Origin of the sequence: Seohaeicola saemankumensis, assembly GCF_021021435.1 — a bacterium.
Taxonomy (GTDB): domain Bacteria; phylum Pseudomonadota; class Alphaproteobacteria; order Rhodobacterales; family Rhodobacteraceae; genus Seohaeicola.
Genome location: NZ_JAINWI010000012.1, coordinates 229,138 through 255,878 on the forward strand (window position 1 = coordinate 229,138; position 26,741 = coordinate 255,878).

30 protein-coding genes and 1 tRNA gene are annotated in these 26,741 nt (G+C 61.5%); 11 read left to right on the top strand and 20 right to left on the bottom strand.

Annotated elements, in window-relative coordinates:
• The first annotated feature begins 60 nt into the window (after positions 1-60).
• From K7H22_RS10975 to K7H22_RS10990, 4 genes are all read left to right on the top strand, one after another.
• Positions 61-1,083: a ligase-associated DNA damage response exonuclease gene (locus K7H22_RS10975; RefSeq protein ID WP_230800857.1), complete on the top strand. Its 1,023-nt coding sequence runs from the start codon at positions 61-63 to the stop codon at positions 1,081-1,083.
• Positions 1,080-2,669: an ATP-dependent DNA ligase gene (locus K7H22_RS10980; protein WP_230800858.1), complete on the top strand. Its 1,590-nt coding sequence runs from the start codon at positions 1,080-1,082 to the stop codon at positions 2,667-2,669. Before K7H22_RS10975 ends, K7H22_RS10980 begins: the two co-directional genes overlap by 4 nt.
• Before the next feature lie 64 nt (positions 2,670-2,733).
• Positions 2,734-4,566, top strand: coding sequence for a M3 family oligoendopeptidase (locus tag K7H22_RS10985; RefSeq protein ID WP_230800859.1), 1,833 nt, complete (start codon positions 2,734-2,736; stop codon positions 4,564-4,566).
• A complete protein-coding gene (locus tag K7H22_RS10990) occupies positions 4,563-4,898 on the top strand; it encodes a GNAT family N-acetyltransferase (protein WP_230800860.1) in 336 nt (111 codons plus the stop codon). Before K7H22_RS10985 ends, K7H22_RS10990 begins: the two co-directional genes overlap by 4 nt.
• 203 nt (positions 4,899-5,101) lie before the next feature.
• Here K7H22_RS10990 and K7H22_RS10995 read toward each other — a convergent pair whose 3' ends face one another.
• From K7H22_RS10995 to K7H22_RS11005, 3 genes are all read right to left on the bottom strand, one after another.
• On the bottom strand, positions 5,102-5,371 hold the full coding sequence (locus K7H22_RS10995; protein ID WP_230800861.1) for a DksA/TraR family C4-type zinc finger protein: 270 nt from the start codon (positions 5,369-5,371) through the stop codon (positions 5,102-5,104).
• Between the two features lie 77 nt (positions 5,372-5,448).
• Positions 5,449-6,345 (bottom strand): RNA polymerase sigma factor RpoH, encoded by an 897-nt coding sequence (gene rpoH, locus K7H22_RS11000; RefSeq protein ID WP_230800862.1) that lies wholly within the window; start codon positions 6,343-6,345, stop codon positions 5,449-5,451.
• A 199-nt stretch (positions 6,346-6,544) separates the two neighbouring features.
• On the bottom strand, positions 6,545-7,570 hold the full coding sequence (locus K7H22_RS11005; protein ID WP_230800863.1) for an RluA family pseudouridine synthase: 1,026 nt from the start codon (positions 7,568-7,570) through the stop codon (positions 6,545-6,547).
• Here K7H22_RS11005 and K7H22_RS11010 point away from each other — a divergent pair.
• On the top strand, positions 7,569-7,868 hold the full coding sequence (locus K7H22_RS11010) for a DUF6476 family protein (protein ID WP_230800864.1): 300 nt from the start codon (positions 7,569-7,571) through the stop codon (positions 7,866-7,868). The two genes, K7H22_RS11005 and K7H22_RS11010, sit on opposite strands and share 2 nt — an antisense overlap.
• Positions 7,869-7,880: 12 nt before the next feature.
• Here K7H22_RS11010 and K7H22_RS11015 read toward each other — a convergent pair.
• Together K7H22_RS11015 and K7H22_RS11020 are read right to left on the bottom strand one after the other, a co-directional pair.
• A tRNA-His gene (locus K7H22_RS11015) sits at positions 7,881-7,957 on the bottom strand.
• Between the two features lie 43 nt (positions 7,958-8,000).
• Positions 8,001-8,483: a GNAT family N-acetyltransferase gene (locus K7H22_RS11020; protein WP_230800865.1), complete on the bottom strand. Its 483-nt coding sequence runs from the start codon at positions 8,481-8,483 to the stop codon at positions 8,001-8,003.
• A gap of 80 nt (positions 8,484-8,563) precedes the next feature.
• Here K7H22_RS11020 and K7H22_RS11025 point away from each other — a divergent pair, with 80 nt between their 5' ends.
• Positions 8,564-8,752 (top strand): DUF6324 family protein, encoded by a 189-nt coding sequence (locus tag K7H22_RS11025; protein WP_230800866.1) that lies wholly within the window; start codon positions 8,564-8,566, stop codon positions 8,750-8,752.
• Positions 8,753-8,762: 10 nt separating this feature from the next.
• On the opposite strand, the gene K7H22_RS11030 is transcribed toward K7H22_RS11025, so the two are convergent.
• Positions 8,763-9,218 (bottom strand): MmcB family DNA repair protein, encoded by a 456-nt coding sequence (locus K7H22_RS11030; protein WP_230800867.1) that lies wholly within the window; start codon positions 9,216-9,218, stop codon positions 8,763-8,765.
• A gap of 342 nt (positions 9,219-9,560) precedes the next feature.
• Positions 9,561-9,890 (bottom strand): hypothetical protein, encoded by a 330-nt coding sequence (locus K7H22_RS11035; protein WP_230800868.1) that lies wholly within the window; start codon positions 9,888-9,890, stop codon positions 9,561-9,563.
• Between the two features lie 234 nt (positions 9,891-10,124).
• Here K7H22_RS11035 and K7H22_RS11040 point away from each other — a divergent pair, with 234 nt between their 5' ends.
• Both K7H22_RS11040 and K7H22_RS11045 read left to right on the top strand, forming a co-directional pair.
• Entirely contained in the window at positions 10,125-10,667 is a 543-nt protein-coding gene (locus K7H22_RS11040) for a sigma-70 family RNA polymerase sigma factor (protein ID WP_230800869.1), read from the top strand.
• A complete protein-coding gene (locus K7H22_RS11045; RefSeq protein ID WP_230800870.1) occupies positions 10,664-11,359 on the top strand; it encodes an anti-sigma factor in 696 nt (231 codons plus the stop codon). Before K7H22_RS11040 ends, K7H22_RS11045 begins: the two co-directional genes overlap by 4 nt.
• Before the next feature lie 116 nt (positions 11,360-11,475).
• Here K7H22_RS11045 and K7H22_RS20065 read toward each other — a convergent pair whose 3' ends face one another.
• From K7H22_RS20065 to K7H22_RS11080, 8 genes are all read right to left on the bottom strand, one after another.
• Positions 11,476-11,598, bottom strand: coding sequence for a hypothetical protein (locus K7H22_RS20065; protein WP_269063084.1), 123 nt, complete (start codon positions 11,596-11,598; stop codon positions 11,476-11,478).
• Positions 11,599-11,745: 147 nt separating this feature from the next.
• Positions 11,746-12,708 carry an NAD(P)H-dependent flavin oxidoreductase gene (locus K7H22_RS11050; protein ID WP_269063092.1) on the bottom strand — a complete coding sequence of 321 codons (963 nt, stop codon included), beginning with the start codon at positions 12,706-12,708 and terminating at the stop codon, positions 11,746-11,748.
• Positions 12,630-12,863 carry a hypothetical protein gene (locus K7H22_RS11055; RefSeq protein ID WP_230800871.1) on the bottom strand — a complete coding sequence of 78 codons (234 nt, stop codon included), beginning with the start codon at positions 12,861-12,863 and terminating at the stop codon, positions 12,630-12,632. The genes K7H22_RS11050 and K7H22_RS11055 overlap by 79 nt, the downstream gene beginning before the upstream one ends.
• Before the next feature lie 52 nt (positions 12,864-12,915).
• On the bottom strand, positions 12,916-13,407 hold the full coding sequence (gene nusB, locus K7H22_RS11060) for a transcription antitermination factor NusB (protein ID WP_230800872.1): 492 nt from the start codon (positions 13,405-13,407) through the stop codon (positions 12,916-12,918).
• Complete coding sequence (locus tag K7H22_RS11065; protein WP_230800873.1) at positions 13,404-13,955, bottom strand: 6,7-dimethyl-8-ribityllumazine synthase; 552 nt, start codon at positions 13,953-13,955, stop codon at positions 13,404-13,406. The genes nusB and K7H22_RS11065 overlap by 4 nt, the downstream gene beginning before the upstream one ends.
• Before the next feature lies 1 nt (position 13,956).
• Positions 13,957-15,093, bottom strand: coding sequence for a 3,4-dihydroxy-2-butanone-4-phosphate synthase (gene ribB, locus K7H22_RS11070; RefSeq protein ID WP_230800874.1), 1,137 nt, complete (start codon positions 15,091-15,093; stop codon positions 13,957-13,959).
• A gap of 147 nt (positions 15,094-15,240) precedes the next feature.
• Entirely contained in the window at positions 15,241-16,224 is a 984-nt protein-coding gene (locus tag K7H22_RS11075) for an MBL fold metallo-hydrolase (protein WP_230800875.1), read from the bottom strand.
• 152 nt (positions 16,225-16,376) lie between these two features.
• A complete protein-coding gene (locus K7H22_RS11080; protein ID WP_230800876.1) occupies positions 16,377-16,979 on the bottom strand; it encodes a riboflavin synthase in 603 nt (200 codons plus the stop codon).
• A 188-nt stretch (positions 16,980-17,167) separates the two neighbouring features.
• Between K7H22_RS11080 and K7H22_RS11085 the strand changes: the two genes are divergently transcribed.
• The 3 genes from K7H22_RS11085 to K7H22_RS11095 all read left to right on the top strand — a co-directional run bounded on the left by K7H22_RS11085 (position 17,168) and on the right by K7H22_RS11095 (position 21,798).
• Positions 17,168-18,481 (top strand): capsule biosynthesis protein, encoded by a 1,314-nt coding sequence (locus tag K7H22_RS11085; RefSeq protein ID WP_230800912.1) that lies wholly within the window; start codon positions 17,168-17,170, stop codon positions 18,479-18,481.
• 140 nt (positions 18,482-18,621) lie between these two features.
• Positions 18,622-19,758, top strand: coding sequence for a polysaccharide biosynthesis/export family protein (locus K7H22_RS11090; protein WP_230800877.1), 1,137 nt, complete (start codon positions 18,622-18,624; stop codon positions 19,756-19,758).
• 6 nt (positions 19,759-19,764) lie between these two features.
• Positions 19,765-21,798, top strand: coding sequence for a capsular polysaccharide biosynthesis protein (locus K7H22_RS11095; protein WP_230800878.1), 2,034 nt, complete (start codon positions 19,765-19,767; stop codon positions 21,796-21,798).
• Between the two features lie 47 nt (positions 21,799-21,845).
• Here K7H22_RS11095 and ribD read toward each other — a convergent pair whose 3' ends face one another.
• From ribD to rpoD, 5 genes are all read right to left on the bottom strand, one after another.
• Complete coding sequence (gene ribD, locus K7H22_RS11100) at positions 21,846-22,919, bottom strand: bifunctional diaminohydroxyphosphoribosylaminopyrimidine deaminase/5-amino-6-(5-phosphoribosylamino)uracil reductase RibD (RefSeq protein ID WP_230800913.1); 1,074 nt, start codon at positions 22,917-22,919, stop codon at positions 21,846-21,848.
• A gap of 33 nt (positions 22,920-22,952) precedes the next feature.
• Positions 22,953-23,420 (bottom strand): transcriptional regulator NrdR, encoded by a 468-nt coding sequence (nrdR, locus tag K7H22_RS11105; protein ID WP_230800879.1) that lies wholly within the window; start codon positions 23,418-23,420, stop codon positions 22,953-22,955.
• 186 nt (positions 23,421-23,606) lie between these two features.
• Positions 23,607-24,047 carry a hypothetical protein gene (locus K7H22_RS11110; protein WP_230800880.1) on the bottom strand — a complete coding sequence of 147 codons (441 nt, stop codon included), beginning with the start codon at positions 24,045-24,047 and terminating at the stop codon, positions 23,607-23,609.
• 38 nt (positions 24,048-24,085) lie between these two features.
• Positions 24,086-24,514 carry a hypothetical protein gene (locus K7H22_RS11115; RefSeq protein WP_230800881.1) on the bottom strand — a complete coding sequence of 143 codons (429 nt, stop codon included), beginning with the start codon at positions 24,512-24,514 and terminating at the stop codon, positions 24,086-24,088.
• A gap of 134 nt (positions 24,515-24,648) precedes the next feature.
• Positions 24,649-26,637, bottom strand: coding sequence for an RNA polymerase sigma factor RpoD (rpoD, locus tag K7H22_RS11120; RefSeq protein ID WP_230800882.1), 1,989 nt, complete (start codon positions 26,635-26,637; stop codon positions 24,649-24,651).
• Between the last annotated feature and the right edge of the window lie 104 nt (positions 26,638-26,741).

Consider the following 26,741-nt stretch of genomic DNA (forward strand, 5'->3'; position numbering starts at 1 on the left):
GGTTTCACCACCCGTTGCGCCCTAGCTTTCCCCTAACCGCAGCAACTCCAAGGAATACCGATGCCCGCCCCGGTCCTCACCCTGACAGATCGCGGGCTTTATTGCGCGGCGGGGGATTTCTATGTCGACCCGTGGCGTCCGGTGGATCGCGCACTGGTCACGCATGGCCATGCTGACCATGCAAGGCCGGGGCACAGGCACTACCTTTGCACCGATGCCTGTATGCCGGTCATGCGGCACCGTTTGGGAAACATCACCGGCGAGACAATAAGCTATGGAGAGATGCGCCGGATCGGGGATGCGCAAGTCAGTTTCCACCCCGCAGGCCATGTGCCGGGATCGGCGCAGATCAGGGTCGAGGTGGCGGGCGAAGTCTGGGTGGTATCGGGCGATTACAAAACCGAAGCGGACGGTTTCTGCGAGACATTCCAGCCCGTACGCTGTCACACATTCATCTCGGAATGCACTTTTGGCCTGCCGGTGTTCCGCTGGCAACCGCAGGCAGTGGTAGCAAAGCAGATCAACCAGTGGTGGGCCACGAACAAGGCCGAGGGGCGCACCAGCCTGTTGACAGCCTATTCGCTAGGCAAGGCGCAGCGGGTGCTGCACCTGCTGGACCCGACGATCGGTCCGATCCTGACCCATGCAGCGGTCGAGAATACCAACGCGGTCTTGCGCGCCCAAGGCCTGACCCTGCCGGATACCACCCGCATCACGCCGGAACTGGACCGTAAGGCCCAATCCGGCGCGCTGATCGTGGCACCGCCCTCGGTTCTGGGCAGCACTTGGGCGCGCCGCTTCGGGCCGTTATCCACGGGCTTTGCGAGCGGCTGGATGCAAATGCGCGGCGTGCGGCGCAGGCGCGCGGCCGACCGCGGCTTTGTGATCTCGGATCATGCGGACTGGCCCGGACTGCTTGGGGCCATCAGGGAAACCGGCGCGGAAAATCTTTTTCTAACGCATGGTTACACAGAGATCTTCACACGGCACCTGCGCGAGCAAGGGTATAATGCCCATATCCTTGCGACCGAGTTCGGCGGCGAGGAGGCGGATGATACCCCCGACACCGGAGAAACTGCATGAAAGGCTTTGCCGCGCTCTTTCTGGCCATCGACCAGACCACTCGCACCTCGGTCAAGGTCGCGGCATTGGCGGACTATTTCAACGCAGCCCCCGACGATGACAAGCTCTGGACCATCGCGTTGTTTTCCGGTCGCCGCCCGAAACGGGCAGTGACGACCACACGCCTGCGCGACTGGGCTGCCGAAGTGGCGGATATCCCGCTTTGGCTGTTCGAGGACAGCTATAGCATCGTCGGCGATCTGGCCGAGACAATCGCCCTTGTGCTGCCCCCTGCCCACCATAGGTCAGAATCCTCTTTATCTCATTGGATCAATGTATTACGCTCCATATCTGATTCAAATGACGAGGTTCGGAAAACCACTGTGCTGGCTGCATGGGACAGGCTGGACACGACCGAAAGACTGGTTTTCAACAAACTTCTGACGGGCGGGTTCCGCATGGGCGTCAGCCAGAAGCTGATGACGCGCGCATTGGCGCAGGCCACGGCCAAGCCCGAGGCGGAACTGGCGCACCGCCTGATGGGGGACTGGTCGCCCGACACGACCAGCTTTGCCAGCCTGATCGAGGCGGATGACCCTGCGGCGGACCTGTCGCGCCCCTATCCGTTCTGTCTGGCGCATGGAGTCGATGATCCCGACAGCCTTGGTCCCCTGACCGACTGGCAGGCCGAATGGAAATGGGACGGCATTCGCGCGCAGGTGATTGCCCGCGGCGGCGCGGTCCATATCTGGTCGCGGGGCGAGGAACTGATGACAGACCGCTTCCCCGAACTGGCGCGCCTGGCCGTTGACCTGCCGGACGGCACCGTGCTGGACGGCGAACTTGTGGCATGGGACGGCGCATCTCCCCTGCCCTTTGCCATTTTGCAAAAACGCATAACACGCAAGACCGTGCCGAAGAAACTGCTGGCCGAGGCACCCGTCATTCTGTTGGCCTATGACCTTCTGGAAAGCGCGGGACGTGACTTGCGCGCAGCCCCGCTGCACCAACGGCGCGCGATGCTGGACAGCCTTCTGGCGGCTGGTCCCCAAGACAGTCCCCTGCGCCCTTCGCCGTTGATCCAATCTGCGAACTGGGACAGCCTGCGCCACAGCCGATCACAGGCCCGCGACATGAAGGCCGAGGGGGTGATGATCAAACGCCTCTCCAGCCCCTATCACGTGGGCCGCAAGCGCGGTGACTGGTGGAAATGGAAGCTGGATCCGCTGACCGTGGATGCCGTGATGATCTACGCACAGGCCGGCCACGGGCGCCGCGCCAACCTCTTCACGGATTTCACCTTCGCGGTCTGGCAGGGCAACGAGCTTGTCCCCTTTACCAAAGCCTATTCCGGCCTGACGGATGCGGAATTCACCAAGATCACCCAATGGGTGCGCCGCAACACGCTGCAACGCTTCGGCCCTGTGCGGCAGGTCACCCCCCATCATGTGTTCGAGATCGCTTTCGAGGGCATTCAGGAAAGCCCGCGCCATAAGTCGGGTATCGCCCTGCGCTTTCCCCGCATGCTGCGCTGGCGGCAGGACAAGACCGTGGATCAGGCCGATACGTTGGACCACCTGCGTGAAATGCTGGCGCAATATGGCTGATCCGGCTTGAGAGCCTGCGGCCAAGCCCCTATGTCTGACGGAACGCAACAAGACAGGTGATCCCATGTTCCAGCTTCCCTTTCCCGCCCTTGATCCCGTCTGGGACGCCCATGCCAGCCGTGGCAGCAAGGATCTGGGGGATTTGCCGGAATGGGATCTGTCGGATCTTTACACCGCAGAGGATGCGCCCGAGTTGAAGCGCGATCTGGATTGGCTGGAACAGGCCTGCGCCAGTTTTGCGGCGGATTACGAGGGTAAGCTGGCCACGCTGGATGCCAAGGGAATGCTGGATTGCGTGCTGCGGAACGAGCGTATTTCAAGCATTGCAGGGCGGATCATGTCCTTCGCGGGCCTGCGCTACTACCAGATGACGATCGACGCCACCCGCGCCAAATTCATGTCGGATTGTCAAGAAAAGATCACCAATTTCACGACGCCTCTGGTCTTCTTCACACTGGAACTGAACCGGCTGAACGATGACCATGTGGCAGGACTTTTCGCTGCCAGCGACGAACTTGCGCGTTACAAGCCCGTATTCGACCGCATCCGCGCGATGAAACCCTATCAGTTGTCGGACGAGATGGAGAAATTTCTCCATGATCTGGGCGTTGTGGGCGACGCATGGGAGCGTCTGTTCGATGAAACCATCGCCGGTTTGGGCTTCGAAGTGGATGGCGAGCCGCTGAACATCGAAGGCACGCTGAACCTGCTGACCGATCATGACCGCGCCAAGCGTGAAGCTGCCGCAACCGAACTAGCGCGCGTTTTCGGCATGAATATCAAGACTTTCGCGCGCGTGCACAACACGCAGGCCAAAGAGAAAGAGGTCATCGACCGCTGGCGCGGCATGCCCACGCCCCAGACGGGGCGGCACCTGTCCAACGATGTCGAACCCGACGTGGTTGACGCGCTGCGCAACGCCGTGGTCGCGGCCTATCCCAAGCTGAGCCACCGTTATTACGAATTGAAACGCAAATGGCTGGGCCTTGACCGCATGCAGGTCTGGGATCGCAACGCGCCCTTGCCGGTCGAGGAGGTCAAGACCGTCGACTGGCCCACTGCGCGCAGTATGGTGATGGATGCCTATGCCGGTTTCGATCCCCGCATGGCCGATCTGGCCGCACCCTTCTTCGACAAGGGCTGGATCGACGCAGGCGTGAAACCCGGCAAGGCCCCCGGTGCCTTCGCGCATCCGACCGTGACCGAAGTGCATCCTTATGTGATGCTCAACTATCTTGGCAAACCGCGTGACGTGATGACGTTGGCGCATGAACTGGGACATGGCGTGCATCAGGTTCTGGCCGCAGGTCAGGGAGAAATGCTGTCATCCACCCCGCTGACACTGGCCGAAACCGCAAGTGTGTTCGGCGAGATGCTGACCTTCCGCAAACTGCTGGACGGGGCAAAGACACAGGCCGAGCGCAAGACCCTGCTGGCCGGCAAGGTCGAGGATATGATCAACACGGTCGTGCGCCAGATCGCGTTCTATGATTTCGAATGCAAACTCCACGCCGCGCGCCGCCATGGCGAGTTGACGCCGGATGACATCAACGACTTGTGGATGAGCGTGCAGGCCGAAAGCCTTGGGCCGGCCTTCGATTTCATGGACGGATACGAGACCTTCTGGGCCTATATCCCGCATTTCGTGCATTCGCCCTTCTATGTCTATGCCTATGCCTTCGGCGACGGCCTCGTGAACGCGCTCTATGCGGTCTATGAGGAAAACCCCGAGGGCTTTCAGGACAAGTATTTCGACATGCTCAAGGCAGGCGGGTCAAAGCACCACAAGGACCTGCTGGCCCCCTTCGGCCTTGACGCCTCGGACCCCAAATTCTGGGACAAGGGTCTGTCGATGATCTCGGATATGATCGACGAGCTGGAGGCGATGGAGGGGTGAGGGTCACGCTGGCGCCCTTGCGCCTGACCGATTTCCCCCTTGTCGCAGCCATCAATGTGCGGGCTGACCAAATACTCTTTTCCGGCTCGGTGCGCGAGGTGTTTGAAAACCCTGCGCCGGATGTGGATGTGGATGTGCTCGCGATCAACTCCGACGACGCGCCTGTCGGTCTCTTCAGGATCGACACGGGATATACCGCCGCATATGGATTTGCCCTGCAGGGCGATCTGGGCTTGCGAACCGTCATGATCGACGCGGCCCGTCAGGGCAAAGGGATCGGCACATCCGCCATGCGCGCCCTGCCTGCCTTTCTGCATGAAACCTATCCGTAGGCTCGTCGCCTCTGGCTTACCGTCAACCTGCAAAACACTGCCGCCATTGCCAGCTATCTCACAGGCGGCTTCACCGACACTGGCGCGCTCTGGCCGCATGGCGATGCCGGACCGCAGCATATCATGCGCCTCACGCTCTGACCGGCTTCATCTTGCCGCAAATATCCCGGGGGAAGTCCGTCAGGACTTGGGGGCAGCGCCCCCTATTTCATCTGGCTGTCTTTTGATCCGCGCCGGTTGATCCCGCCGCGGCGCTGATTTGCGCCCTGCCGCTCGGACTGGCAATCGATGCACAGCTTTACCGCCGGCAATGCGGCACGCCGTGCCTCGGGGATGGGGTCCTCGCAATCGGCGCAATGGGTCAGGCTGTCGCCGACCGGCGTGCGCCGCGCCTTGAGGCGGGCCAGTTCGTCTTGAATGGAGGCCTCGATCTGTTCATTGACCGCGCCATCGCGCGCCCAGCCACCTGCCATGATCCCGCCCTCCGTTGCACAATGCAAAACGGCACCAGCCTAAAAGGCCGGTGCCGTCATGTTCAAGCCCTTTGCGTTCACGCGCTTTCCAGCATGCCCTTGGACTGCGCCAGTTCGCGCATCCGCTTTTGCAGTTTCTCGAAGGCGCGCACCTCGATCTGGCGGATACGTTCGCGGCTTACGTCATATTGCGCGCTCAGATCCTCAAGAGTCACAGTCTCGTCCGACAGACGCCGTTGGGTCAGGATATCGCGCTCGCGTTCGTTCAGCACATCCATCGCTTGCGCCAGTAAGGCGCGGCGTGCTGTCATCTCGTCACGCTCGGCATAGTCATTGGCTTGGTCGGCATCCTCATCCTCAAGCCAGTCCTGCCACTGCATCGAGCCTTCGCCCTCGGAGCCGACCGTCGCGTTCAGCGATGCATCGCCCCCCGACAGGCGGCGGTTCATGCTGATAACCTCGGCCTCGGTCACGCCCAGATCGGTCGCGATCTGCTTGACGTTCTCGGGGCGTAAGTCGCCCTCTTCCAGCGCGCCGATCTTCGACTTCGCCTTGCGCAGGTTGAAGAACAACTTCTTCTGCGCCGAGGTCGTGCCCAGTTTCACAAGGCTCCACGAGCGCAGGATATATTCCTGGATCGAGGCCCTGATCCACCACATCGCATAGGTTGCTAGGCGGAACCCCTTTTCAGGGTCGAACCGCTTGACGGCCTGCATCAAGCCGACATTCGCTTCGGAAATGACCTCGGCCTGCGGCAGCCCGTAGCCGCGATAACCCATGGCAATCTTGGCGGCCAGTCGCAGGTGGCTGGTCACCATGCGGTGCGCCGCCTCGGTGTCCTGCTCTTCGACCCAGCGTTTGGCCAGCATATATTCCTCTTCCGGTTCCAGCAGAGGAAACTTGCGGATTTCCTGCATATACCTGTTCAGACCGCCCTCGGGCGTTGGTGCCGGAAGATTTGCATAATTGCTCATATAAACAGTCCCTTTCGAGATGAGGGACCCCTCGCTTAAGTTAAGGGGCTTAACATTACATTTATGGCGCTCCACATGGCGTTTCAAGTCTGATGGAGCGAAATGTTTCACGAACCATAACCGATTTTCCGTCACAAAGGACAGCGCATGTCACAATAGTAACGCCGATGTGCGCGTATCGGTTCCCCCTGAAAGGACCTTAACCGCGCAGAACGTCGATCAGACCGGCCATATCCTGCGGGATTTCCGCCTCGAACCTGAGGGTTTCACCGCTGACCGGATGCACGAAGCCCAGCACCTGCGCGTGCAGCGCCTGACGCGGAAACGCCCGCACCGCGAGGGCTGCCGCCTCGCTGACCGCCCCCTGCGCCAGCTTGCGTCGCCCGCCATAGGTGGGATCACCGACAAGCGCGTGCCCTGCATGGGCAAGATGCACCCTGATCTGGTGGGTGCGGCCTGTCTCCAGCCAGCATTCCACCAGACTGGCCACCGCAGGCGCACCGAAGGATTCGACGATCCGCGCCCGCGTCACCGCATGGCGCCCGCCGTGGAACAGCACCGCCTGCTTCTGGCGGTCGGCCTTGTGCCGCGCCAGTTGGGTGGTGATCTTCATGATATTGCCCGGCTCGAAATTAACGCCCTTGATCCCGCGAAGACGCGGATCATTGGCATCGGGCACGCCGTAAGCGACCGCTTTGTAATAGCGCTCGACCGTATGTTTCTCGAATTGCGCAGCCAGCCCGTGATGGGCACGGTCGGATTTCGCCACAACCAGCAGACCTGAAGTATCCTTGTCGATCCGGTGCACAATACCGGGGCGTTTCATCCCCCCCACACCCGACAGGGCATCGCCACAATGGGCCAGCAGCGCATTGACCAGCGTGCCAGAAGGCGAGCCGGGGGCCGGATGCACGACCATGCCGGCAGGCTTGTCGATCACGATCAGGTCCTCATCCTCGAACACGACCGACAGGGCGATATCCTCGGGGCCGATATGGCTATCCTCGGCCTCCGGCACGTCAATATCCACGATATCGCCTTCTTGGACCTTGGCCTTGGGATCGGTAGCGACCTGCCCGTTCAGCGTGACATGGCCGTCAGCGATCAGGCGCATCAGTCGCGTGCGCGACAGGTTCGCATCGTCTGGAACATCCCGCGAAAGCGCCTTATCAAGACGCTGTGGTGGATCGGCGAAAATCCGGACAGAAAGGCGACAAATGCCCATGAGCGATGACTCTCCTACACCCGAACCGGGCAATCTTCGGTTTCTGCGCCTGCTGGTGACGGTTCTGACGGGCACGATGATTGCAGGGCTTCTAGTGCTGATTGCCCTGCTTGTCATCCGTTTCCCCAGCGCCACGCCGCCTTTGCCCGATACGATCACCCTGCCGGACGGCGCGCGTGCGCAGGCTTTCACGGCAACAGCGGGTTGGTATGCTGTGATCACCACCGATGACCGCATCCTGATCTATAACCGCACTGACGGGCAGTTGCGGCAGGACATCACCGTCCAGATGGATTGACCAAGGTTCAGATGGTACCACCTCCCCGGCTCGAACGGGGGACCTCTTGATCCACAATCAAGCGCTCTAACCAACTGAGCTAAGGCGGCACTGTGGCGGATTTAACCGCAAGCCCCACTGATTGCAAGAGCGTCAGAGATCAATTTGCCAGCTTTGTTCGACCAGAGCGCACCCGAAGGAATGCACCGGTCTGGAGGCTGTCATGCGCCAGCCCGTGGCCGCATAGAGCGCGCAGGCAGCCTTGTGGCTTTCATGGGTCCAAAGCTTCATCTGGCTGTAACCGGCTCGCCGTGCGAAGGCCATGCAATGCGCCAGCATCAGCTTGCCCAGCCCCTGCCCGCGCATCTGCGGTTCCAGCAGGAACAAGCGCAGCTTGGCTGTTTGGTTATCCAGACGCACACAAAAGATGCTGCCCACCCGCAGCCCCGCATTCTCGGCGATCCATCCGGCCTCGGCCCCAGGATCGCGGGACGCGATGAATTCATCCAGAATCGTGGCGACAAGCGGGGCGAATGTCGCGTCAAAACCGTCGGCTTGTGCGTAGAGTGTGCTGTGGCGTTCTATCAGCCAAGGCGCATCGGCAGGATCAAAAGGGCGCAGGGTTGTCTCGGGCATGGCGGGATATGATCCTGCCCACGCTTGCCAAGCAAGTGGGAAACAGGTAGCACCCCTCCCCATCCAGCGGAGAATGCATCATGGGTATCAACAGCGAGCGCGACATCGAGGCGAACCTTCAGATCGGACCGACCGAACTGGGTATGGTGCGGATATTTGTCGAGTCGCAGGGCATCGAGGTGCCGATGGATTTCGACCCCGAAGAGGCCGAAGAAATCGCCGAAGAAATTCGCGCCGCAGCTGCTGCCGCGCGACTGGTCAAGCGCTAAGACACTGATATCATAAGACGATCCGCGCGTCTGGATCACGCAAGACCTGCAGTCGTTGTGCGGCGTGACGTGCGAACATTTGCGTCAGCTTGCGCCGCCGCGCAGGGGCCAAAGGCGTTGAAGGGGCCATCCGCACAATTTCGGCATCATAGGGATCGGACAGGATCAGCCCGCTGTCATCGGGCAGCAGTTCCACCGGAAATTCCGCATCGACCGCCCAGAAGAAACGGTCGCACCAGTCCAGATAACCCTGCCATTTCGCATCCTGCATGAAATCCGCACGGCTGGATTTGCACTCGACCACCCAGATCTCGCCCTTGTCGGACAATCCCATAAGATCGACGCGCAAACCGCGCGCTGGCACGAATTCTTCGATCGTGACGACCCCGTGGCCCAGCAGGTGCCGCGCGACACCCCGCGCCAGAAGGCGACCATGCTGGATTATCTGGGGTGCTACATTGCTCATGCCGCGAATATCGAACAGAACAGGAACGCTTACAACCCCTTGCCGAAAGGCATAAGAGCGCCTAACTGTTGGCGTGGCGGGTGCTGCTCTTCACGTGAACGGTTACATTCCAGTGGCCATAAAAACTTCCGAGGGAGTTGGCTCTGATCTGACCCTGGTCTTATTACCTGACGCCCACCTGTACTTACAGGCTCTCGGGAATGCATGAACCACACGGCTGCTGCGGGCCCGCCACTCTCGCACAAATAGATGGTCCGCCGGTCTGCATCAGGCAGAAATCCTAACGACCGAAATGCAAAAGGGGCCGCGAAGGCCCCTTTGTTGTCGGTTATCGGGTAAGACTTAGCGCCTCGGCCCGCGGCCGCCCTTGGCCGCGACCCGCACAGGGATCATCCGCGATGTATCCACACGGATCGGCTCACGACGTCCGCCGCGCGGTTCGTCATCGTCATCGTCCTTCATGCGCATCACGGCAATTGCGAATTGCACACCGCCAAACACCACGCCGTTTGACACCCACAGGATGAGGACAGCCAGAAATCCCATGTCGGAATGCGTCACCAGATGCCACAGATTGGCAATATTGAACCACAACAGCATCGCCACAAACACGGCTGCCAGCCCAAAGCCAATGGCAGCTTGAATGATGTAAAGGCGGATGAGTTTCGGCATGTGGCCCTCTTTTCGACGCTTAACCCTAATGTAACGCCCTTTCGCTGCGTCACAAGGGGGCAGTTGCAAGACGGGCCATTCACCGCTTGAAAACCCGCTCTTGCGCCGGAAAACATTATCCGAGGCGCCGTCACGCCCGCGGAATTGCACTTTTTTTTCGCAGCCTTCGCTTGTGATTCGACTCATACGCGATAAGGTCATGCGCGACTGATATAGCAGGCGAAAGCGGACAGCATGGCCACGGCACAAGAAATAGAAGACCTGATTTCACGCGTCGCCCTTGGGGACAGACGTGCCTTTTCGGCGCTTTATGACAATACCAGCGCGAAACTCTTTGGTGTGGTGCTGCGTGTCTTGAATGACAGGGCCAGTGCAGAAGATGTTGTGCAGGACGCCTACATGAAGATATGGCGCCACGCCGGACGGTACAGCGCAAATGGAATGAGCCCGATGACCTGGATGATCACGATTGCCCGCAACACCGCGATAGACCGGATCCGCAAGACCCGCGCGACCGTCGATCTTGACGGTGTGGCCGAGCATCTGACCGCCCCCGGCCCTAATCCTGAACAAAGCGCCGTCGCTGCGGGGGAAGCCAAGCGGATCGCAACCTGCCTTGACCAGTTGGAACAGGATAAGGGTTCAGCGGTGCGCGGGGCCTATCTGGAGGGGCGCAGCTATGCCGATCTGGCAGCGGCATTCAATGTCCCCCTGAACACGATGCGGACATGGCTGCGGCGTAGCCTGCAAACCCTGCAGGAGTGTATGGCAAAATGAGCGACCGCATCGACGATATCCCCCCCGATGACAGCATCCTGGCCGCAGAATACGTGCTGCGCCTGCTTGATCCGGTCGAGGAAGCGGCCGTCGCCGCACGCCTTGCCAGCGATCCCGCACTGGCCGCAGAAGTCGCGGCCTGGACAACCCGTTTCGCTGGTCTTGACGCCGAGGTGGACACAATCGCGCCACGGGCATCAGTCAAGGCAGAGCTTGAGAAACGCCTGTTCGGTCTGCCTGATCGGAAGTCTTTCTGGCAGCGCGCCGGATTGTGGCAGGGGATCAGCCTTGCCTCGGTCGCGGTGGCTGCATTCTTTGCCTTCCAGACCCTGCAAGTTCCACAAGCCACGGCCCCTGCCCCGCTATTCGTCAGCGACATCGCCGCCGAGGATCAAAGCCTGCGTCTGCTGGCTGTCTATAACAGTGCATCGGGCGAAGTCCGCCTGACCCGCACCACCGGCAGCGCCGCCAGCGGGCGTGTATTGCAACTCTGGGCCATCGCTGGCGAGGCGGCACCGGTATCACTGGGCGTTTTGCCCGAGGATACGACAACAGCCGTGGTCCTGCCCGAAGCCCTACGCGAAGGTGTGGCCGATCTGGTGCTGGCGGTCAGCGACGAACCCCCCGGCGGCTCACCCACCGGCGCGCCCACAGGGGCGGTTCTGGCCGTGGGTCAGGTTAGCGCGCTGTAGGAAAATTTTGCACGGAACAGGGTCGCTGTCAGGGCCGGGTGCCGGCCCTTCCTTCACCCCAGTTCAATGCTGTGCCTATGACGCGATAGCAGGCCGGAACCGCCAATCGTTCGCTGCTACCAGCGCAACCACATGGTATAGGCTGCCAGAAGCAGCACCACGACAACGATCTGGAGCACCATGGCCACGATCAGGAAGCGCGTGCGCTTGTAGTCCTTGTCGACATCAATCTTTTTCATACTGTGCCTTTCCAAAACGGGACGAAACCGCAGACCAACCTTGTGATGCGAGGTATCGCATATCTTGCGGAACATCATTCAGGCGCGCCGCGATGGTGGGAACCCAGCATCCAGCTTATGAACAACCTGTGCATTTCTGACGCGGATTCAAGTGATGGCGTCGGTCTCGACGCTCTGGCATGCAAGCAGACCCGCCGCCGCTTCGGCCAGTTTTTCGGTCAGCGCTTGCGCTGTCATTGATTGGCCAAGCCCTGCCGACTGACCCGACCAGAGGGGCATAAAATCACCTGATCCCTGCGGCTCGGTGGCCGCGCGCAGCGGTGCCATTGCGGCTGCGGCCAAGGGAAACGCGGGCGCGTCTGGCGCAAGACAGCCCAGTTCGCGCATCGCGCGGTTGACCACGCTGCGCGCCGGACGACCCGTAAAAACCGTGGTCAGGGCGGTTTCACGGGTGTTGCCATCCGCCAAAGCCTGCCTGTGGGGTTGGCTGATCGTTGCCTCGGGACAGAACAGATAGGCTGTGCCGATCTGCACGGCGGATGCGCCCAGCATGAAGGCCGCAGCGATACCGCGACCATCGGCTATCCCGCCCGCCGCGATCACCGGACAGCGTACCGCGTCCACGATTTGCGGCACCAGTGACAGGGTGCCGATCTGCGTGGCCACATCACCCGTCAGAAACATCCCGCGATGCCCGCCAGCCTCGGCCCCCTGTGCGATGATCGCATCAACGCCCTCAGCCTCCAGCCAGCGCGCCTCGGCTATTGTGGTTGCGGATGACAGGATTTTTGCGCCTGTTGCCTTGACACGGGCCAACAGGGCGACATCGGGCAGGCCGAAATGGAAACTGGCAACCTCGGGGCGCACCTCCTCGACCAGCGCGCATAGAGTGGCATCGAAAGGCGCACGATTGGACAGCGGCAAGGGCGCATCCGGATCAAGACTCTGCTCGGTGCAATACGGAGCAAGACGCCGCTGCCATGCGGCAAGCCCTGCCGGATCAGGCTCTGGCGCGGCGTGACAAAAGAAGTTCAGGTTGAGCGGCCTGTCGCTGTGCTGACGGAAAGCCGCAACTTCGGCGCGGATTTGATCGGTGACAGCATGGCGCAGGGCAAGGCCCCCAAGCCGCCGGCTTGCGCCACGGCAAGGGCCAGACGGTGATCGCCCGCTCCAGCCATCGGTGATTGCAGGATCGGCAGGGCGATGCCCAGCAGTTTCTGGGTCGCATCGGTTGGAAACATCGTGCCGTCCTTTCCGGTTGCCACACGGCTATCCTGACGGATAACGCGGGCAGGAAAAGCCGTAGCAAGTTGTGTGTTAAAACGCCTCGGGCTGCGCTTCGCGGGCCATATGGTCCAGCACAGCATTCACGAATTGAGACTCTTTGCCTTCGGGAAAGAACGCCTGCGCCACGCCGACATATTCCACGATCACCACTTTGGGCGGCGTATCGCTTTGCACCAGTTCGGCACCGGCGGCGCGGAAAAGCGCGCGCAACACGGGGTCGATCCGTGCTATAGGCCATTTGGCCACGAGCGCGCGATCTGTCATCTGGTCGATCTTGGCCTGCCAGTTTACCGCGTCTTCCATGATCTTGCGGAACAGGTCAACATCGCCATCCAGCATCTCGGTGCCGTCATAGGTTGCCCCGAAGCGGTGCTCCAGAAATTCGTGCCGCACGACCTCGACCGTCTGGGAGGAATGCTCCATCTGAAACAGCGCCTGCACGGCATAAAGCCGCGATGCCGTACGCATCTTGCGCTTGGCATTACCGGACAGGGTTTTCAGCGGAGCAGTTTCGTCGATCATGCGGTGGATGTGCCTTTGGTGGACCCTGCCAGTCTGTATTCGTCAGTGGCCGGTTTGAACCCGACCCCCTTGCTGGCCGTGCCCCACTTACGGGCGAGCGCGACCAGATGCAAGGCCGCAGCGGCCGCGCCGCCGCCCTTGTTCTGCCCTGCCGGATCGGCGCGCACCTCGGCCTGAGGCCGGTTCTCGACCGTCAGGATGCCGTTGCCGATACACAGGCCCTGCAACCCAAGAAGGCTGATCGCGCGGCTACTGTCGTTGCAGACCGTGTCGTAATGCGTGGTCTCGCCACGGATCACGCAGCCAAGGGCGACATAGCCGTCAAAATTGCTCATCCGCTCGGCGATGCCGATGGCGGTTGGCAACTCCAGAGCGCCCGGCACCTCGACCAGATCCCATGTGCCGCCAGCCGCCTCGATTTCCGCCTTGGCACCAGCCACAAGGTTATCGGCGATATCCTTGTAATAGGGCGCGACGACGATCAGTGTCTTGACCGGCTTGTCGAATTCCGCGCGCGGCAGGATGTAATGCGCCTCGTGTCCGGCCATATCAGTGTCCTTCCGTGATCTTGCGGGTGCCGGTAATTTCCAACCCGTAAGCCTCAAGCCCCACGATCTTGGGTGTGGGCGAGTTGGTCAGCAATTCCAGCTTGGACAGCCCGAGCGAGGACAATATCTGTGCCCCAAGCCCATATTGGCGCAGGGTTTGCGGGCTGACCTCGGCCCCGGTGGCCAGCTTCATATGGGTATCGCGCAGCAAGACCAGCACGCCGCGACCTTCCTCGGCGATGGTCTGCATCGAATTGGTAAACTCGAACGCCCGCCCCTTGGGACCAGCCCCGACCATATCCTTGAGCGGATCAAGCGCGTGCATCCGCACCAGCACAGGTGCATCGCCTGCGATATCGCCCTTGATCAGCACGATATGTTCGGCACCCTGTGTCTCGTCCGTATAGATCCGCAGCGTCCAGTCACCGCCGAACTCTGACTGGATCACCTCTTCCGAGCGCACCTTGACCAGATTGTCATGGCGGCGGCGATAGGCGATCAGGTCGCTGATCGTACCGATTTTCAGCCCGTGTTTCTGCGCGAACCCTACCAGATCGGGCAGGCGCGACATACTGCCATCCTCGTTCATGATCTCGCAGATCACACCCGACGGGTTCAGCCCCGCCAGACGCGCCACATCAACAGCCGCCTCGGTATGGCCCGCGCGCACCAGCACGCCGCCATCTCGCGCCCGCAGCGGGAACACGTGGCCTGGCGTCGCGATATCGGCGGATGTCTTGCCAGCGTCGATCGCCACGGCAATCGTGCGCGCGCGGTCATGGGCGGAAATGCCGGTGCTCACGCCCTCGCGCGCCTCGATGGATACGGTAAAGGCGGTCTCGTGCCGCGACGAATTGTAGGAGGCCATGAGCGGCAGACCCAAAGCATCCACCCGCGACCCTGTTAGCGTCAGGCAGATCAGCCCGCGCCCATGGGTCGCCATGAAATTCACAGCCTCGGGCGTTGCCATCTGCGCGGGAATCACCAGATCACCCTCGTTCTCGCGGTCCTCGTGGTCGACAAGGATGAACATGCGCCCGTTGCGCGCATCCTCGATGATATCCTCGATGGAACTGATCGCATCGCGCCAGTTTTCCTCGACCGGGCCGGGTGTCTCGAAAGGGGCGCTATCAGCCATGGGACGTTCCTTTTTCTGTTGCCCCGCAGATAGCGCAGCAGCCCCGCATTGGCCAGAGGCTACGCGGCGGCACAAGGCCAATCGCGGGCGCGCAAGCCGTGCAATAAAGCACAGATCCCGCGCCCGCAAGCCGGTAGCAGCCCCCTGTCAGCCCTCAAACTGCCACAGCGCAGGCAGGAAACGCCAGCTATCCCCTTCGCGCAGCACATGGCCCACCCCCGGGAAAGGGAAATGGTAGCCCAGCACCGCGATCCGGTCGGCTGCGGCCATATCCAGCAGGCGTATCCGTGTCTCGACAGTTTGCGGGCCATCGGCATCGAAGCCGTTATACCATTCGGGATGGGTAAAATTCGTATAGGCATGGCTCATTGCATCGCCAAGCGCCATCAACTGCTTGCCACCACTTTCCAGAACCACGCTCATATGGCCGGGTGTATGGCCGGGTGTGGCGATCATCCGCACCCCAGGCACAACCTCTTCTCCGTCTTCCAGAAGCCGCCATTCAACGCCCTCCAGCGTCAACGAGTTCACGGCGCCCAGCACGAATTGCTGATCCGCAGCAGGCACCTGGTTGACCAGATCGTCCTGCAGCCAATGGGCATGCTCGACCGCGCCGATCACATATTCCGCATCCGGAAACAGCGGTTCGTCGAAATCATCGCGGATGCCCCAGATATGATCGGGATGGGCATGGGTGATCACCACATGGGTGATGCCGTCCGGATCGACACCCGCCGCCGCAAGATTGGCCATCAGCCGCCCCGTGGTAGGCATGAAGCGGCTGCCTGACCCCACATCGACCAATACAACCGCATCTCCTGTCTCGATCAGCAGATGGTTTGTATGGGAATATCCCTCGTCCGGTGACAGGTAGTGCTGTTCCAGAAAGGCGCGCACCTCGGCGGGATCGGCATTCACACCCAGTCCCGAAGTGGGAAGCGAGAAAAAACCGTCCGACAGGATCGTCAGCCGCGCCTCTCCCAGCGTGAAGCGGAAATGCGCGGGGTTGTTCTGCGCCGGCGTGCCCAATTGGGCGCGCGCGCCTCCGGCACCAAGGGCCGGCACCGCAAGGGATGGGGCTATCGCGGCCAGTTTCAACATCTCGCGGCGGCTGGGTTTGAATAGTGTCATGTTGTCCTCCCTCTTTGGGCGCAGGATAATCCTGCCCCCAGACAACGCAACCGAATTCATGAATATGTTGCAGACATCCGCCCGCTTCTTCTTGCGCCAAATATCCCCGCCGGAGGCATCAGCGGCGCGTCACGCAACCACCGGCAAGAGGCTCAGGACATCTCGGCCAGACGCGCGACATAGCGCGCCAGCGTGTCGATCTCGAGATTGACGCTATCGCCCACCGCCACATCGCCCCATGTGGTCATCTGCTTGGTATGCGGGATGAAATTGATCCCGAAATCGCACCCATCCACCTCGTTCACAGTCAGCGAGGTGCCGTTCAGCGCAACCGACCCTTTGGGCGCAATGAACCGCGCCAGCGCTTTCGGCGCGCGCAAGGTGACGCGCGTGCTGTCACCGTCATCCCGCATCGCCACCACCTCGGCCAACCCGTCGACATGGCCGGACACGATATGTCCGCCCAGTTCGTCGCCCACCTTCAACGCGCGCTCCAGATTGACGCGCCGGCCCTGCTGCCATGCGGACAGGTTGGTTTTCGACACGGTCTCGGCCGAGATGTCGACGTCGAACCAGCCGCCCTGCGCGGCATCCTGCCCCTTGGCTACAACCGTCAGGCAGACACCGTCACAGGCGATGGAGGCCCCTAGATCAATACCGGCAACCGCATAGCCCGTGCCGATCCGCGCCCGCAGATCGCCGCGCTGCTCGACGGCGCGTAGGGTGCCGATATCGGTGATGATGCCTGTAAACATACGGGTTTTCCTTTCCTGCCGCAGCAAGGTGACTTGCCCCTTGCCCCGCCGCCGGTGATGCGTCAGCGTGTTCAAGACCTAGCCCCTGCCCGCACCGGAGACAAGATGCCGCGCGAGAGAGCCATAATTTTGCCGCGGATTCCGTTTACGTCTGGACCCGTGTGATGGTTGAATTGGTAGTGATGGATATGAGTACACGCCCCACGGCCCCGGCTTCTGGCCAGAAGGCTGACCGTGTTTTCCTGTTTCTCCAAGGACCTCACGGGCCTTTTTTCAACTCGCTTGCCAAGATGCTCAAGGTCGCGGGCGCGACAGTCTGGCGCGTCGGTTTCAATGCGGGCGATCGTGCCTTCTGGTTTGATCCGGCCAGCTACATCCCGTTTCGCGACCGTCCAGAGGATTGGCCCGAACGCATCCGCAGCCTGATCGCGGAAAAATCCGCAACCGATCTGGTCCTTTACGGTGACACCCGCCAGATCCATTCGCAGGCGATCACCGCGGCGCGCGCCGCCGGACTGACCGTGCATGTCTTTGAAGAAGGCTATATCCGTCCCTATTGGGTCACTTACGAGCGCGGCGGTGCCAACGGCCATTCGCGCCTGATGCACATGTCCGTCGCCGACATGCGCGCGGCACTGTCGCTGTCGGACATGGACACACCCGAGCCGCCCGCGCGTTGGGGCGAGATGCGCCAGCACGTGTTCTACGGTGCGCTTTACCATTGGTTCGTGATGTTCCGGAACGGCCAGTATCGCAACTTTCGCCCCCATCGCGACCTGCCGGTGACACAGGAATTCCAGCTTTACCTGCGCCGCCTGGTCACTATGCCGTGGAATGCCATTGAACGGCTTGTGGCGCAGTGGCGTATCCGGCATGGCGGCTTTCCCTATCATCTGGCGCTGTTGCAACTGGAGCATGATGCCAGTTTCCGCAAACATTCACCCTTCGCCAGCATGACCGAGTTTCTGGAGGTCGTGATAGGCGGCTTTGCCGCCGGTGCGCCCGCGCATCACCGGCTGGTGATCAAGGCCCATCCGCTGGAGGACGGGCGCGTGCCTCTGGCGCGCGAGATCAAGCGCATCGCAACCGACGCCGGCGTTCAGCGACGCGTGCATTTCGTCAGCGGCGGAAAGCTGGCGCAACTGTTGCAGGGCGCCCGCAGCGCCGTCACCGTCAATTCCACGGCCGCCCAGCAGGTGCTTTGGCGCGGGATTCCACTCAGGGTTTTCGGACAGGCCGTCTATGCCAAGCCTGAATTTGTCTCGGCCCAACCACTGCCCGAATTCTTTGCCGGGGCAAGCCGACCCGACCGTCGCGCTTATCAGGATTACCGCCGTTACCTGCTGGAAACCAGCCAGATCTCCGGTGGTTTCTATTCCACCCGCGGACGACGCCAGTTGCTGCGACAGGTGGTCGATATGTTGCTGGCAAAGGAAGATCCTTATGACGCGCTGCGCTCGGGCACCGCGGCACCGCGGCAACAGTTGCGGCTGGTGACCTGAAGACGCCGCGTCGAAAGACTGGATTTGCGAATGTCTTCGCGCTACTGTGGCCTGAAACACAAACTTCGCCGTGCAAACAGGCGTTGTAAAAACAAAAAAGTGTTCTTGAGGCAGTAAATTCAGGTCGAGGAGACCGTGCAGTGAAATCCCGAGCAAATCCATGGGCGAAGTATGTCGCCCTAGTTCTCGTTGTGTCGCTTGTGGCGTCCTGCGGATTGCCCCGTGTCGGGCCAAATAAACGCGAGATTTTTGCAGGCTCTGTCCAGAAAGAGGGCGACGCCTTTGTGGTGCAGGTCAATGACCGCGTGACGCGCGCTACCGCTGTTGTGCCTGCCTTGGGCTTTTCAGATGCATTCCTGAATGCGGGTGTTGTGGGCTCCGACACGATCTCGTCTGGCGATACGCTGGGACTGACCATCTGGGAAAACGTCGATGATGGCCTGCTGGCCAGCACTGGCGCGAATTCGACAATTCTGGAAGAAGTGCAGGTTGACGGATCGGGCTTTATTTTCGTGCCCTATGCAGGTCGCGTCAAAGCCTCCGGGAACACGCCCGAAGCGTTGCGGCGCATTGTCACGGACCGGCTGAAAGACCAGACGCCTGAACCGCAAGTGCAGGTGCGCCGTCTGGCCGGTGACGGGGCGACCGTGTCGCTGGTGGGGGCCATCGGCGGACAGGGTGTCTATCCGATCGAACGCCCGACGCGCACATTGTCCGCCATGCTGGCACAGGCTGGTGGCGTGACAATCGAACCTGAAATCGCGCAGGTCACGGTGATCCGCGGAAACCATACTGGCAAGGTCTGGTTTCAGGATCTTTTCCGCCATCCCCGTTTCGACATCGCCCTGCGCGGCGGTGACCGTATCCTGATCGAGGGCGACACGCGGTCCTTTACCGCCTTGGGTGCCACAGGGTCGCAATCACGCGTGCCCTTCGAAAGCCAGACCCTTTCCGGTGTTGAGGCCATTGCACAGGTCGGCGGCCTGATGAGCACCAGTTCCGATCCCACCGGCGTTTTCATCCTGCGCAACGAGCCTGCGGATATCGCAAACACCGTGTTGGGCCGCAACGACCTGCAAGGCCCGCAGCGTATGATCTATGTGCTCGATCTGACCAAGCCCAACGGCCTGTTTACCGCCCGCGACTTTTCAGTACGCGACGGTGATACGCTTTACGTGACCGAAGCACCGTTCACGCAATGGAGCAAGGTGATCTCGGCGCTGACCGGCTCGCTGGGCGCTGTCGACACGCTGGCCTCTGCCCCGTCAGGTCTGTGATCCAACATGCCTGAAACGGCAAGTGATATGGCCGCTGCGGGGCAAACCTCGCGGCGGCTTTTCTATTACAATGCAGGCTTTCTGACCCAACCCCGTATCCGGCGGATACTGGAACTGGCAGGCCATGACCTGCGCCTTGGTGTTCCGGATCTGAATGACAGGATCGCGGTCTGGGGCCATTCACCCTATGCCGCACGGGGTGAGGCGATGGCGCGCCAGACAGGGGCTGGACTAGTCCGGATCGAGGATGCCTTTCTCCGCTCGGTCCATCCCGGCCGGAGCGGCGAGGCACCTTTGGGTCTGGTAATCGACAGCAGGGGGATACATTTCAACCCCGACCAGCCCTCTGATCTCGAGGTGCTGCTGGCCACCCATCCGCTGGATGACAGCGCCTTGCTGGAAGCGGCCAGAAGCGCCATGGCAAGACTGCAAGAGGCGGATCTGAGCAAATACAACGCCCATGATCCTGACGCGGACCCGCCCGCGCCGGGCTATGTGCTGCTGATTGACCAGACACGCGGCGATGCATCGGTCAGCCACGGGCGCGCCGATGCCAATACATTCCGCGAGATGCTGTTTCACGCGCATCAGGACAATCCCGGCGCGCGGATCGTGATCAAGACCCATCCCGAAACGGTCGCAGGCCATAGGCAAGGCTATTTCGACGCCGCAACGCTGGCGCTAGCGCCCGGTGCGGATGTGACCTTGCTGGACGCCCCCGTCAGCCCCCGCACTTTGCTGGAAGGTGCGGTGGCCGTGTACACAGTATCGTCGCAAATGGGGTTCGAGGCCATTCTGGCCGGCCACCGCCCGTATGTCTTCGGCCAGCCCTTCTATGCCGGCTGGGGTCTAAGCGAGGATTTCACACCGATCCAGCGCCGCCAACGCCGCCTGACACGCGCGCAGCTTTTTGCGGCAGCGATGATCCTCTATCCGGTCTGGTATGATCCCTGCCGCGACAGGCTCTGTTCGCTGGATCAGGCGATTTCCCTGCTCGAAGCGCAGGTGCGGGCATGGCGCGAGGATCGCCACGGATGGCAGGCCAGCGGCATGCGTCTATGGAAACGCGGGGCCGTGAATGGCTTTTACGGCGGGGTCAAGCCGGTGCTGTTCCGCGAGGGACTGCCCAAACACGGCAGGCGTGCGATGGTGTGGGCCAGCAAGGTGGGCGATGCCCCTCAAGGCACGGTCCGGATCGAAGACGGGTTCCTGCGCTCGCGCGGGTTGGGGGCCGATCTGGTGGCCCCGCTATCTCTGGTCTGCGATGATCTGGGCATCTACTACGACCCGCGCGGCCCAAGCCGTCTGGAACGTATGATCGCCGCGCGGGCCAATATGCGCCCCGACCAGAGCAGGCGCGCGCAAGACCTGATGGCCGCGCTGGTGGCGCAGGGGGTCAGCAAATACAACCTTGGCCAAGCCGCACCGGATATCGCGGCACAGGCGGCGGGGCGCCCTGTGATACTTGTGCCGGGACAGGTCGAGGACGATGCGTCGATCCTTGCCGGCGCGGGCGAGATCCGTACCAACCGCGCCTTGCTCGAGACCGCGCGGGCAGACCATCCCGAGGCTTTTCTGATCTACAAACCCCATCCCGATGTCGAGGCAGGCCTGCGTCCTGGACTTTTGCCGGATGCTGACAGACTGGCCGATCTGGTTGCGACACAGACCGATCCTGCCGCCCTGCTGGGGCAGATTGATACCGTCTGGACCATGACATCGCTGCTGGGCTTCGAGGCGCTGATCCGCGGGCGGCGGGTCGTGACACTGGGCGCGCCATTCTATGCGGGCTGGTGCCTGACCGAGCACCGCGGCCCTGCTATGCCACGACGCGGGCAGCGGGTCAGTCTGGAAGGCTTGGTGCATGCCGCGCTGATCGACTATCCGCGCTACCGCGATCCCGTCAGCGGCCTGCCCTGCCCTGCCGAGGTTGCAGTTGAAAGGCTGGCACAGGGCGAGATCGCACAGGGCGGGCTGACGAACCGGCTGCTGGCAAAATTACAGGGGTTGTTGGCCGGTCACGCCTATCTGTGGCGCTGATCCGGATGCAGCCGATACTGGATATTTGAGGCAAGAAGAAGCGCGGATCAGTCCTGCGGCTGCCAGCGATGCAGGATGTCCGGCCCGACAGGACGCGCCTCGATCAGGCGATAACGCGGCGCATGGGCCAGTTGCGCGATCCCCAAAGCCCCGAAACCGGGACGGCCTTCGGCACCGATCATCACACCTGCGGTAAAACCGATCAGTTCGTCCACCAGCCCCGCCGACAGCAGCGACGCGGCCAGGGCGCCGCCACCCTCGCAGAACACCGAAGTGAGGCCAGCCTGACCAAGCGCCTGCAATAGGGCCGCCGCGTCGATCTGTCCGGCTTGGGTGGCGCAGGGCAACAGTTTTGCGCCCAGCCCTGTCCACGCCTCGACCAGACGCGGATCGGCGCTGGCCCCGTGGCACAGCCAGAGCGGTGTATCTGTAGCACTTTGCGCCAGTTTGCCGGTCAGCGGCAGATCCAGATGGCGCGAGACCACAATCCGGACGGGTTGATGCGTGATGCCAAGCCCGCGCACGGTCAATGACGGATCATCCGCCCGCGCCGTGCCAGCCCCCACCATCACCGCATCATGGCGCGCACGCATCGCATGCACGACACGGCGCGCCTGTGGTCCGGTAATCCACTGGCTATCCCCTGTGGCCGTAGCAATGCGCCCGTCAAAGCTGGAGGCGAGCTTGAGCGTCACAAAGGGGCGGCCCGCCTTGATCCGCAGGAAAAAGCCCGCAAGATCCTGTGCTGCACGGTCCGCCAGAACGCCCGTCGTCACGCTGACACCCGCGGCGCGCAGCATGGCAAAACCGCGCCCCGATACCCGCGGGTCGCTATCCTGCAATGGGGCGACAACGCGGCTGATCCCTGCCGCGATCAGCGCCTCGGCGCAGGGCGGTGTCTTGCCGTGATGGGCGCAGGGTTCCAGACTGACATAGGCGGTTGCCCCACGTGCCGCGCTGCCTGCACGGGCCAGCGCCTGCGGCTCGGCATGGGGCCGCCCACCGGGTGCTGTCCAGCCCCGCCCGACGATCCGGCCATCACGCACGATCACGCATCCCACGGAAGGGTTGGGCCAGGTCTGCCCATGACCGCGCCGCCCCAATGACAGGGCGAGCGCCATGTAACTTGTATCAGCCCAGGACACGGGGCCGCGTCACGTCTCGGGCGTGGTGTCGGGGCGCAATTCCGAAACGAATTTGTCGAAATCATCCGCAGCCTGGAAGTTCTTGTAAACACTGGCAAAGCGCACATAGGCCACGGTATCTATCCGCGCCAGAGCTTCCATCACGATCTCGCCGATCACCTTGGAGGGAATGTCGGTCTCGCCCATGCTTTCCAGTCGCCGGACAATGCCGGATACCATCTGGTCCATCCGTTCGGGCTCGACGGGGCGTTTTTGCAGCGAGATACGGATCGAGCGTTCCAGCTTGTCGCGGTCGAATTCCTCGCGCCGGCCATTTGATTTGATCACAACAAGATCGCGCAACTGCACCCGCTCGTATGTGGTGAACCGCCCGCCGCATGCCGGACAGAACCGCCTGCGCCGGATCGAGACATGATCCTCGGCTGGGCGGGAATCCTTGACCTGGGTATCTATATTTCCGCAAAACGGACAGCGCATTGCCGGTTCCCTCTATCTACTCTGCCTCTGGTTATGGGGTTCAGCCCCCACTTATCCACAGGCACTATAGGGTAGCGGCCAAGTTTTGGGTAGCGGGAAAATAGCACCGCAAGATAGGGCGTGACCTTTTGGTCATGCGACCCGAGCAGACAGGGACTGTCACGGATCGTCATAGACTAGGGCCTGTCAGAAATGCTTGAAAAAGTCTTCGACCCGGTCCCAGCAAAAACTGGAGGCATGACCGATCGACAATGAAAATCCGACGTCATTCAACGAGACACTATATTTGCTGTCCTGCTGCGGCCCCGTCGGCGCAACGGGTTCGGGGCTGAACCGGATCGCGGTCCGTCCGCCCGCCAGCGCGCTGGGTCCACGGCCCTTTGCGATATAAAGCCGTGTCGCTGTGGGCAGGCGCAGCACATCGCGGGCATGTTCGGCCGCGGCGCACCATACTTCGCGCGGGCCAGATGCATGCTGCTGGACCACCTCGAAATTGCGACTGCCGGGCACCTGCAAGACCGGTAAATCGTGGCTGGGGCGAAACGCCTGGGCCGGTTGGCCTGCTGTCAGGGCAAACGTCGATACAACAACTGTGAAAATGGCGATGCGGACACCGGAACGGGACATCGTCAGAAACCTTCCGTATTGAAATCAAGTCTTGTCTGCTAGGGCACGCTCATGTGGTCTGTGCAGTATTGCAGCGCCTGCGTCAGGTTCATGCTAGCCCCTGCGCTACGAATGGTTGTGTAAGTCAACAGCGTCAGCGGCGAAGGTTTCGGCTTCTCGGCTTCGACCTCAGCGGCAGATAGGGTAAAACCTACGGCTTTGCGGCCCGGTTCGATCTGGCTGGCCCCCAAGGGTCTTGCAACATAGATCCGTTGGTTTGACGCTGCGCCCAGAACGCGGCGGGCATGGTCTGCAGCGACGCACCAGAAATGGGTGGGGCCGACCCCGCGCGACTCGAACACTTCAAAACTTGTTGCACTGCCTGATGCGCGCACATCCAAAGGAATATGCGGCTGGAACGCGGCGACAGGTGCGGAGCACAGCAGTGCCAGTGCTATGGCAGATAACAGGCGCGGACGTGACGGCATGACAGCGTTGCTTTCGCATAGGCTCAATCAACTGACAGGATAGTGCATCCCCCGGCCCGCGTAAAACGCTTCCGCAACACAGATGCGTGAGACAAAACGGGGCGGTCCTGCCTGGAGCGCCCCGTTTTAGTTGATTACTGGTCCAGAAAGCTGCGCAGCTTGCGCGAACGGCTGGGGTGTTTCAGCTTGCGAAGCGCCTTCGCCTCGATCTGGCGGATACGTTCGCGGGTCACGCTGAACTGCTGACCCACTTCTTCCAGCGTGTGATCCGTATTCATGCCGATCCCGAAGCGCATGCGCAGCACACGTTCCTCGCGCGGGGTCAGGCTGGCCAGAACGCGGGTCGTGGTTTCCTTGAGGTTTTCCTGAATGGCGCTGTCCAACGGCAGCACAGCATTCTTGTCCTCGATGAAATCGCCAAGCTGGCTGTCTTCCTCGTCCCCGATGGGGGTTTCCAGCGAAATCGGTTCCTTGGCGATCTTCATCACCTTGCGGACCTTTTCCAGCGGCATCTGCAGCTTTTCGGCCAACTCCTCCGGTGTCGGTTCGCGGCCGATTTCATGCAGCATCTGGCGACCCGTGCGGACCAGTTTGTTGATGGTTTCGATCATATGAACAGGGATACGGATCGTACGCGCCTGATCCGCGATGGAGCGGGTAATCGCCTGACGGATCCACCATGTCGCATAAGTGCTGAATTTATAGCCGCGACGGTATTCGAATTTATCAACCGCCTTCATCAGGCCGATATTGCCTTCCTGAATAAGATCAAGGAATTGCAGGCCGCGGTTAGTGTATTTCTTGGCGATCGAGATCACCAGACGCAGGTTCGCCTCGACCATTTCCTTCTTGGCCTGACGCGCTTCCTTCTCGCCCTTCTGGACCTGGTTCACGATGCGGCGGAATTCGCTGATATCAAGGCCCACATACTGGCCAACCTGTGCCATATCGGCGCGCAATTCCTCGACCTTGTCGGCCGAGCGCTCAATCAGCGCCTGCCAGCCGCGACCGGGCTTTTCGGCCATCCGGTCAAGCCAGTTCGGGTCCAGCTCGTAGCCGCGATATTCGTCCACGAATTCGCGGCGGTTGATCCGAGCCTGGTCCGCCAGTTTGACCAGCGCCGAGTCGATCTGCATCACGCGGCGGTTGATCCCATAAAGCTGGTCGATCAGCGCTTCGATGCGGTTGTTATGCAGATGCAGCTCGTTCACCAGCAGCACGATTTCCGAGCGCAGCGTCTGATACGTGCCCTCGTCATCGACCGAGAAGCTGGAATCCTCGTTCAGCGTGGCCGAGATGCGGCTATCCTGCATTTCCGACAGGCGCGCGTAATCGTCGGCGATCCGGTCCAGCGTTTCCAGAACCCGCGGCTTCAGCGCGGCTTCCATCGCTGCAAGGCTCATATTGGCCTGTTCGTCCTCGTCGTCATCATCCTCGCGGCTGATCGGGTTTCCATCCGCATCAAGCTCCTGCTCGTCCTCGCCCGCAGCGGGACGGGGCGCACGGCTGACATTGGCAGCCACGGCGGGCGTATCGCCGACCTCCACCTCGTCACCCAACTGCGTGCCGAATGTCGCCTCAAGGTCGATCACGTCGCGCAGCAGGATGTCCTCGGACAGAAGTTCGTCGCGCCAGATCGTGATCGCCTGAAAGGTCAGCGGGCTTTCGCAAAGCCCAGCGATCATTGTGTTACGCCCTGCCTCGATCCGCTTGGCGATGGCGATCTCGCCCTCGCGCGACAGCAGTTCGACGCTGCCCATCTCGCGCAGATACATGCGGACGGGGTCGTCTGTGCGGTCAAGTTTCTCGGAGGTGCCGGATGCCAGCGCCAGATCGCGGTTGGACGAGATATCGACAACGGCAGTCGATTTCGCTTCTTCGTCCTCGACCTCGTCATCCTCGATGATGTTGATGCCCATTTCGGACAGCATAGACATCACATCCTCTATCTGCTCGGACGAGACCTGCTCGGGCGGCAGAACCTGGTTGAGTTGATCATAGGTGATGTAACCCCGCTCACGCGCGTCGGCGATCATCTTTTTGACCGCGGTCTGGCTCATGTCGAGAGAGACTTCGCTGTCCTGATCGTCCTGCGGCGTGTCGTCGGTGTCTTTTGCGGCCATGAAATGCTCCTGCATTGGCGGTCGGTCTGTCGCGGTCGAAAAGCGACACACGGGCTGTGCTTGGGCGGCACTGATTCGGAAACGAATCAACCCTGATTCAAAGT

Bases quoted from the DNA above. Each gene is read 5' to 3' on its own strand.
- K7H22_RS11020 (WP_230800865.1), bottom strand. From the start codon at position 8,483: ATGCCCGAGACAACCCTGCGCCCTTTTGATCCTGCCGATGCGCCTTGG.
- K7H22_RS11085 (WP_230800912.1), top strand. From the start codon at position 17,168: ATGAGTACACGCCCCACGGCCCCGGCTTCTGGCCAGAAGGCTGACCGT.
- ribD (WP_230800913.1), bottom strand. From the start codon at position 22,919: ATGGCGCTCGCCCTGTCATTGGGGCGGCGCGGTCATGGGCAGACCTGG.
- K7H22_RS11115 (WP_230800881.1), bottom strand. From the start codon at position 24,514: ATGCCGTCACGTCCGCGCCTGTTATCTGCCATAGCACTGGCACTGCTG.
- K7H22_RS11005 (WP_230800863.1), bottom strand. From the start codon at position 7,570: ATGGGCATTTGTCGCCTTTCTGTCCGGATTTTCGCCGATCCACCACAG.
- nrdR (WP_230800879.1), bottom strand. From the start codon at position 23,420: ATGCGCTGTCCGTTTTGCGGAAATATAGATACCCAGGTCAAGGATTCC.
- K7H22_RS11110 (WP_230800880.1), bottom strand. From the start codon at position 24,047: ATGTCCCGTTCCGGTGTCCGCATCGCCATTTTCACAGTTGTTGTATCG.
- K7H22_RS11035 (WP_230800868.1), bottom strand. From the start codon at position 9,890: ATGCCGAAACTCATCCGCCTTTACATCATTCAAGCTGCCATTGGCTTT.
- K7H22_RS11075 (WP_230800875.1), bottom strand. From the start codon at position 16,224: ATGACACTATTCAAACCCAGCCGCCGCGAGATGTTGAAACTGGCCGCG.
- K7H22_RS11080 (WP_230800876.1), bottom strand. From the start codon at position 16,979: ATGTTTACAGGCATCATCACCGATATCGGCACCCTACGCGCCGTCGAG.
- K7H22_RS10985 (WP_230800859.1), top strand. From the start codon at position 2,734: ATGTTCCAGCTTCCCTTTCCCGCCCTTGATCCCGTCTGGGACGCCCAT.
- nusB (WP_230800872.1), bottom strand. From the start codon at position 13,407: ATGATCGACGAAACTGCTCCGCTGAAAACCCTGTCCGGTAATGCCAAG.
- K7H22_RS10995 (WP_230800861.1), bottom strand. From the start codon at position 5,371: ATGGCAGGTGGCTGGGCGCGCGATGGCGCGGTCAATGAACAGATCGAG.
- K7H22_RS11065 (WP_230800873.1), bottom strand. From the start codon at position 13,955: ATGGCCGGACACGAGGCGCATTACATCCTGCCGCGCGCGGAATTCGAC.
- ribB (WP_230800874.1), bottom strand. From the start codon at position 15,093: ATGGCTGATAGCGCCCCTTTCGAGACACCCGGCCCGGTCGAGGAAAAC.
- K7H22_RS11040 (WP_230800869.1), top strand. From the start codon at position 10,125: ATGGCCACGGCACAAGAAATAGAAGACCTGATTTCACGCGTCGCCCTT.
- K7H22_RS20065 (WP_269063084.1), bottom strand. From the start codon at position 11,598: ATGAAAAAGATTGATGTCGACAAGGACTACAAGCGCACGCGCTTCCTG.
- K7H22_RS11045 (WP_230800870.1), top strand. From the start codon at position 10,664: ATGAGCGACCGCATCGACGATATCCCCCCCGATGACAGCATCCTGGCC.
- K7H22_RS11025 (WP_230800866.1), top strand. From the start codon at position 8,564: ATGGGTATCAACAGCGAGCGCGACATCGAGGCGAACCTTCAGATCGGA.
- K7H22_RS10975 (WP_230800857.1), top strand. From the start codon at position 61: ATGCCCGCCCCGGTCCTCACCCTGACAGATCGCGGGCTTTATTGCGCG.
- rpoH (WP_230800862.1), bottom strand. From the start codon at position 6,345: ATGAGCAATTATGCAAATCTTCCGGCACCAACGCCCGAGGGCGGTCTG.
- rpoD (WP_230800882.1), bottom strand. From the start codon at position 26,637: ATGGCCGCAAAAGACACCGACGACACGCCGCAGGACGATCAGGACAGC.
- K7H22_RS11030 (WP_230800867.1), bottom strand. From the start codon at position 9,218: ATGAGCAATGTAGCACCCCAGATAATCCAGCATGGTCGCCTTCTGGCG.
- K7H22_RS11010 (WP_230800864.1), top strand. From the start codon at position 7,569: ATGAGCGATGACTCTCCTACACCCGAACCGGGCAATCTTCGGTTTCTG.
- K7H22_RS10980 (WP_230800858.1), top strand. From the start codon at position 1,080: ATGAAAGGCTTTGCCGCGCTCTTTCTGGCCATCGACCAGACCACTCGC.
- K7H22_RS11095 (WP_230800878.1), top strand. From the start codon at position 19,765: ATGCCTGAAACGGCAAGTGATATGGCCGCTGCGGGGCAAACCTCGCGG.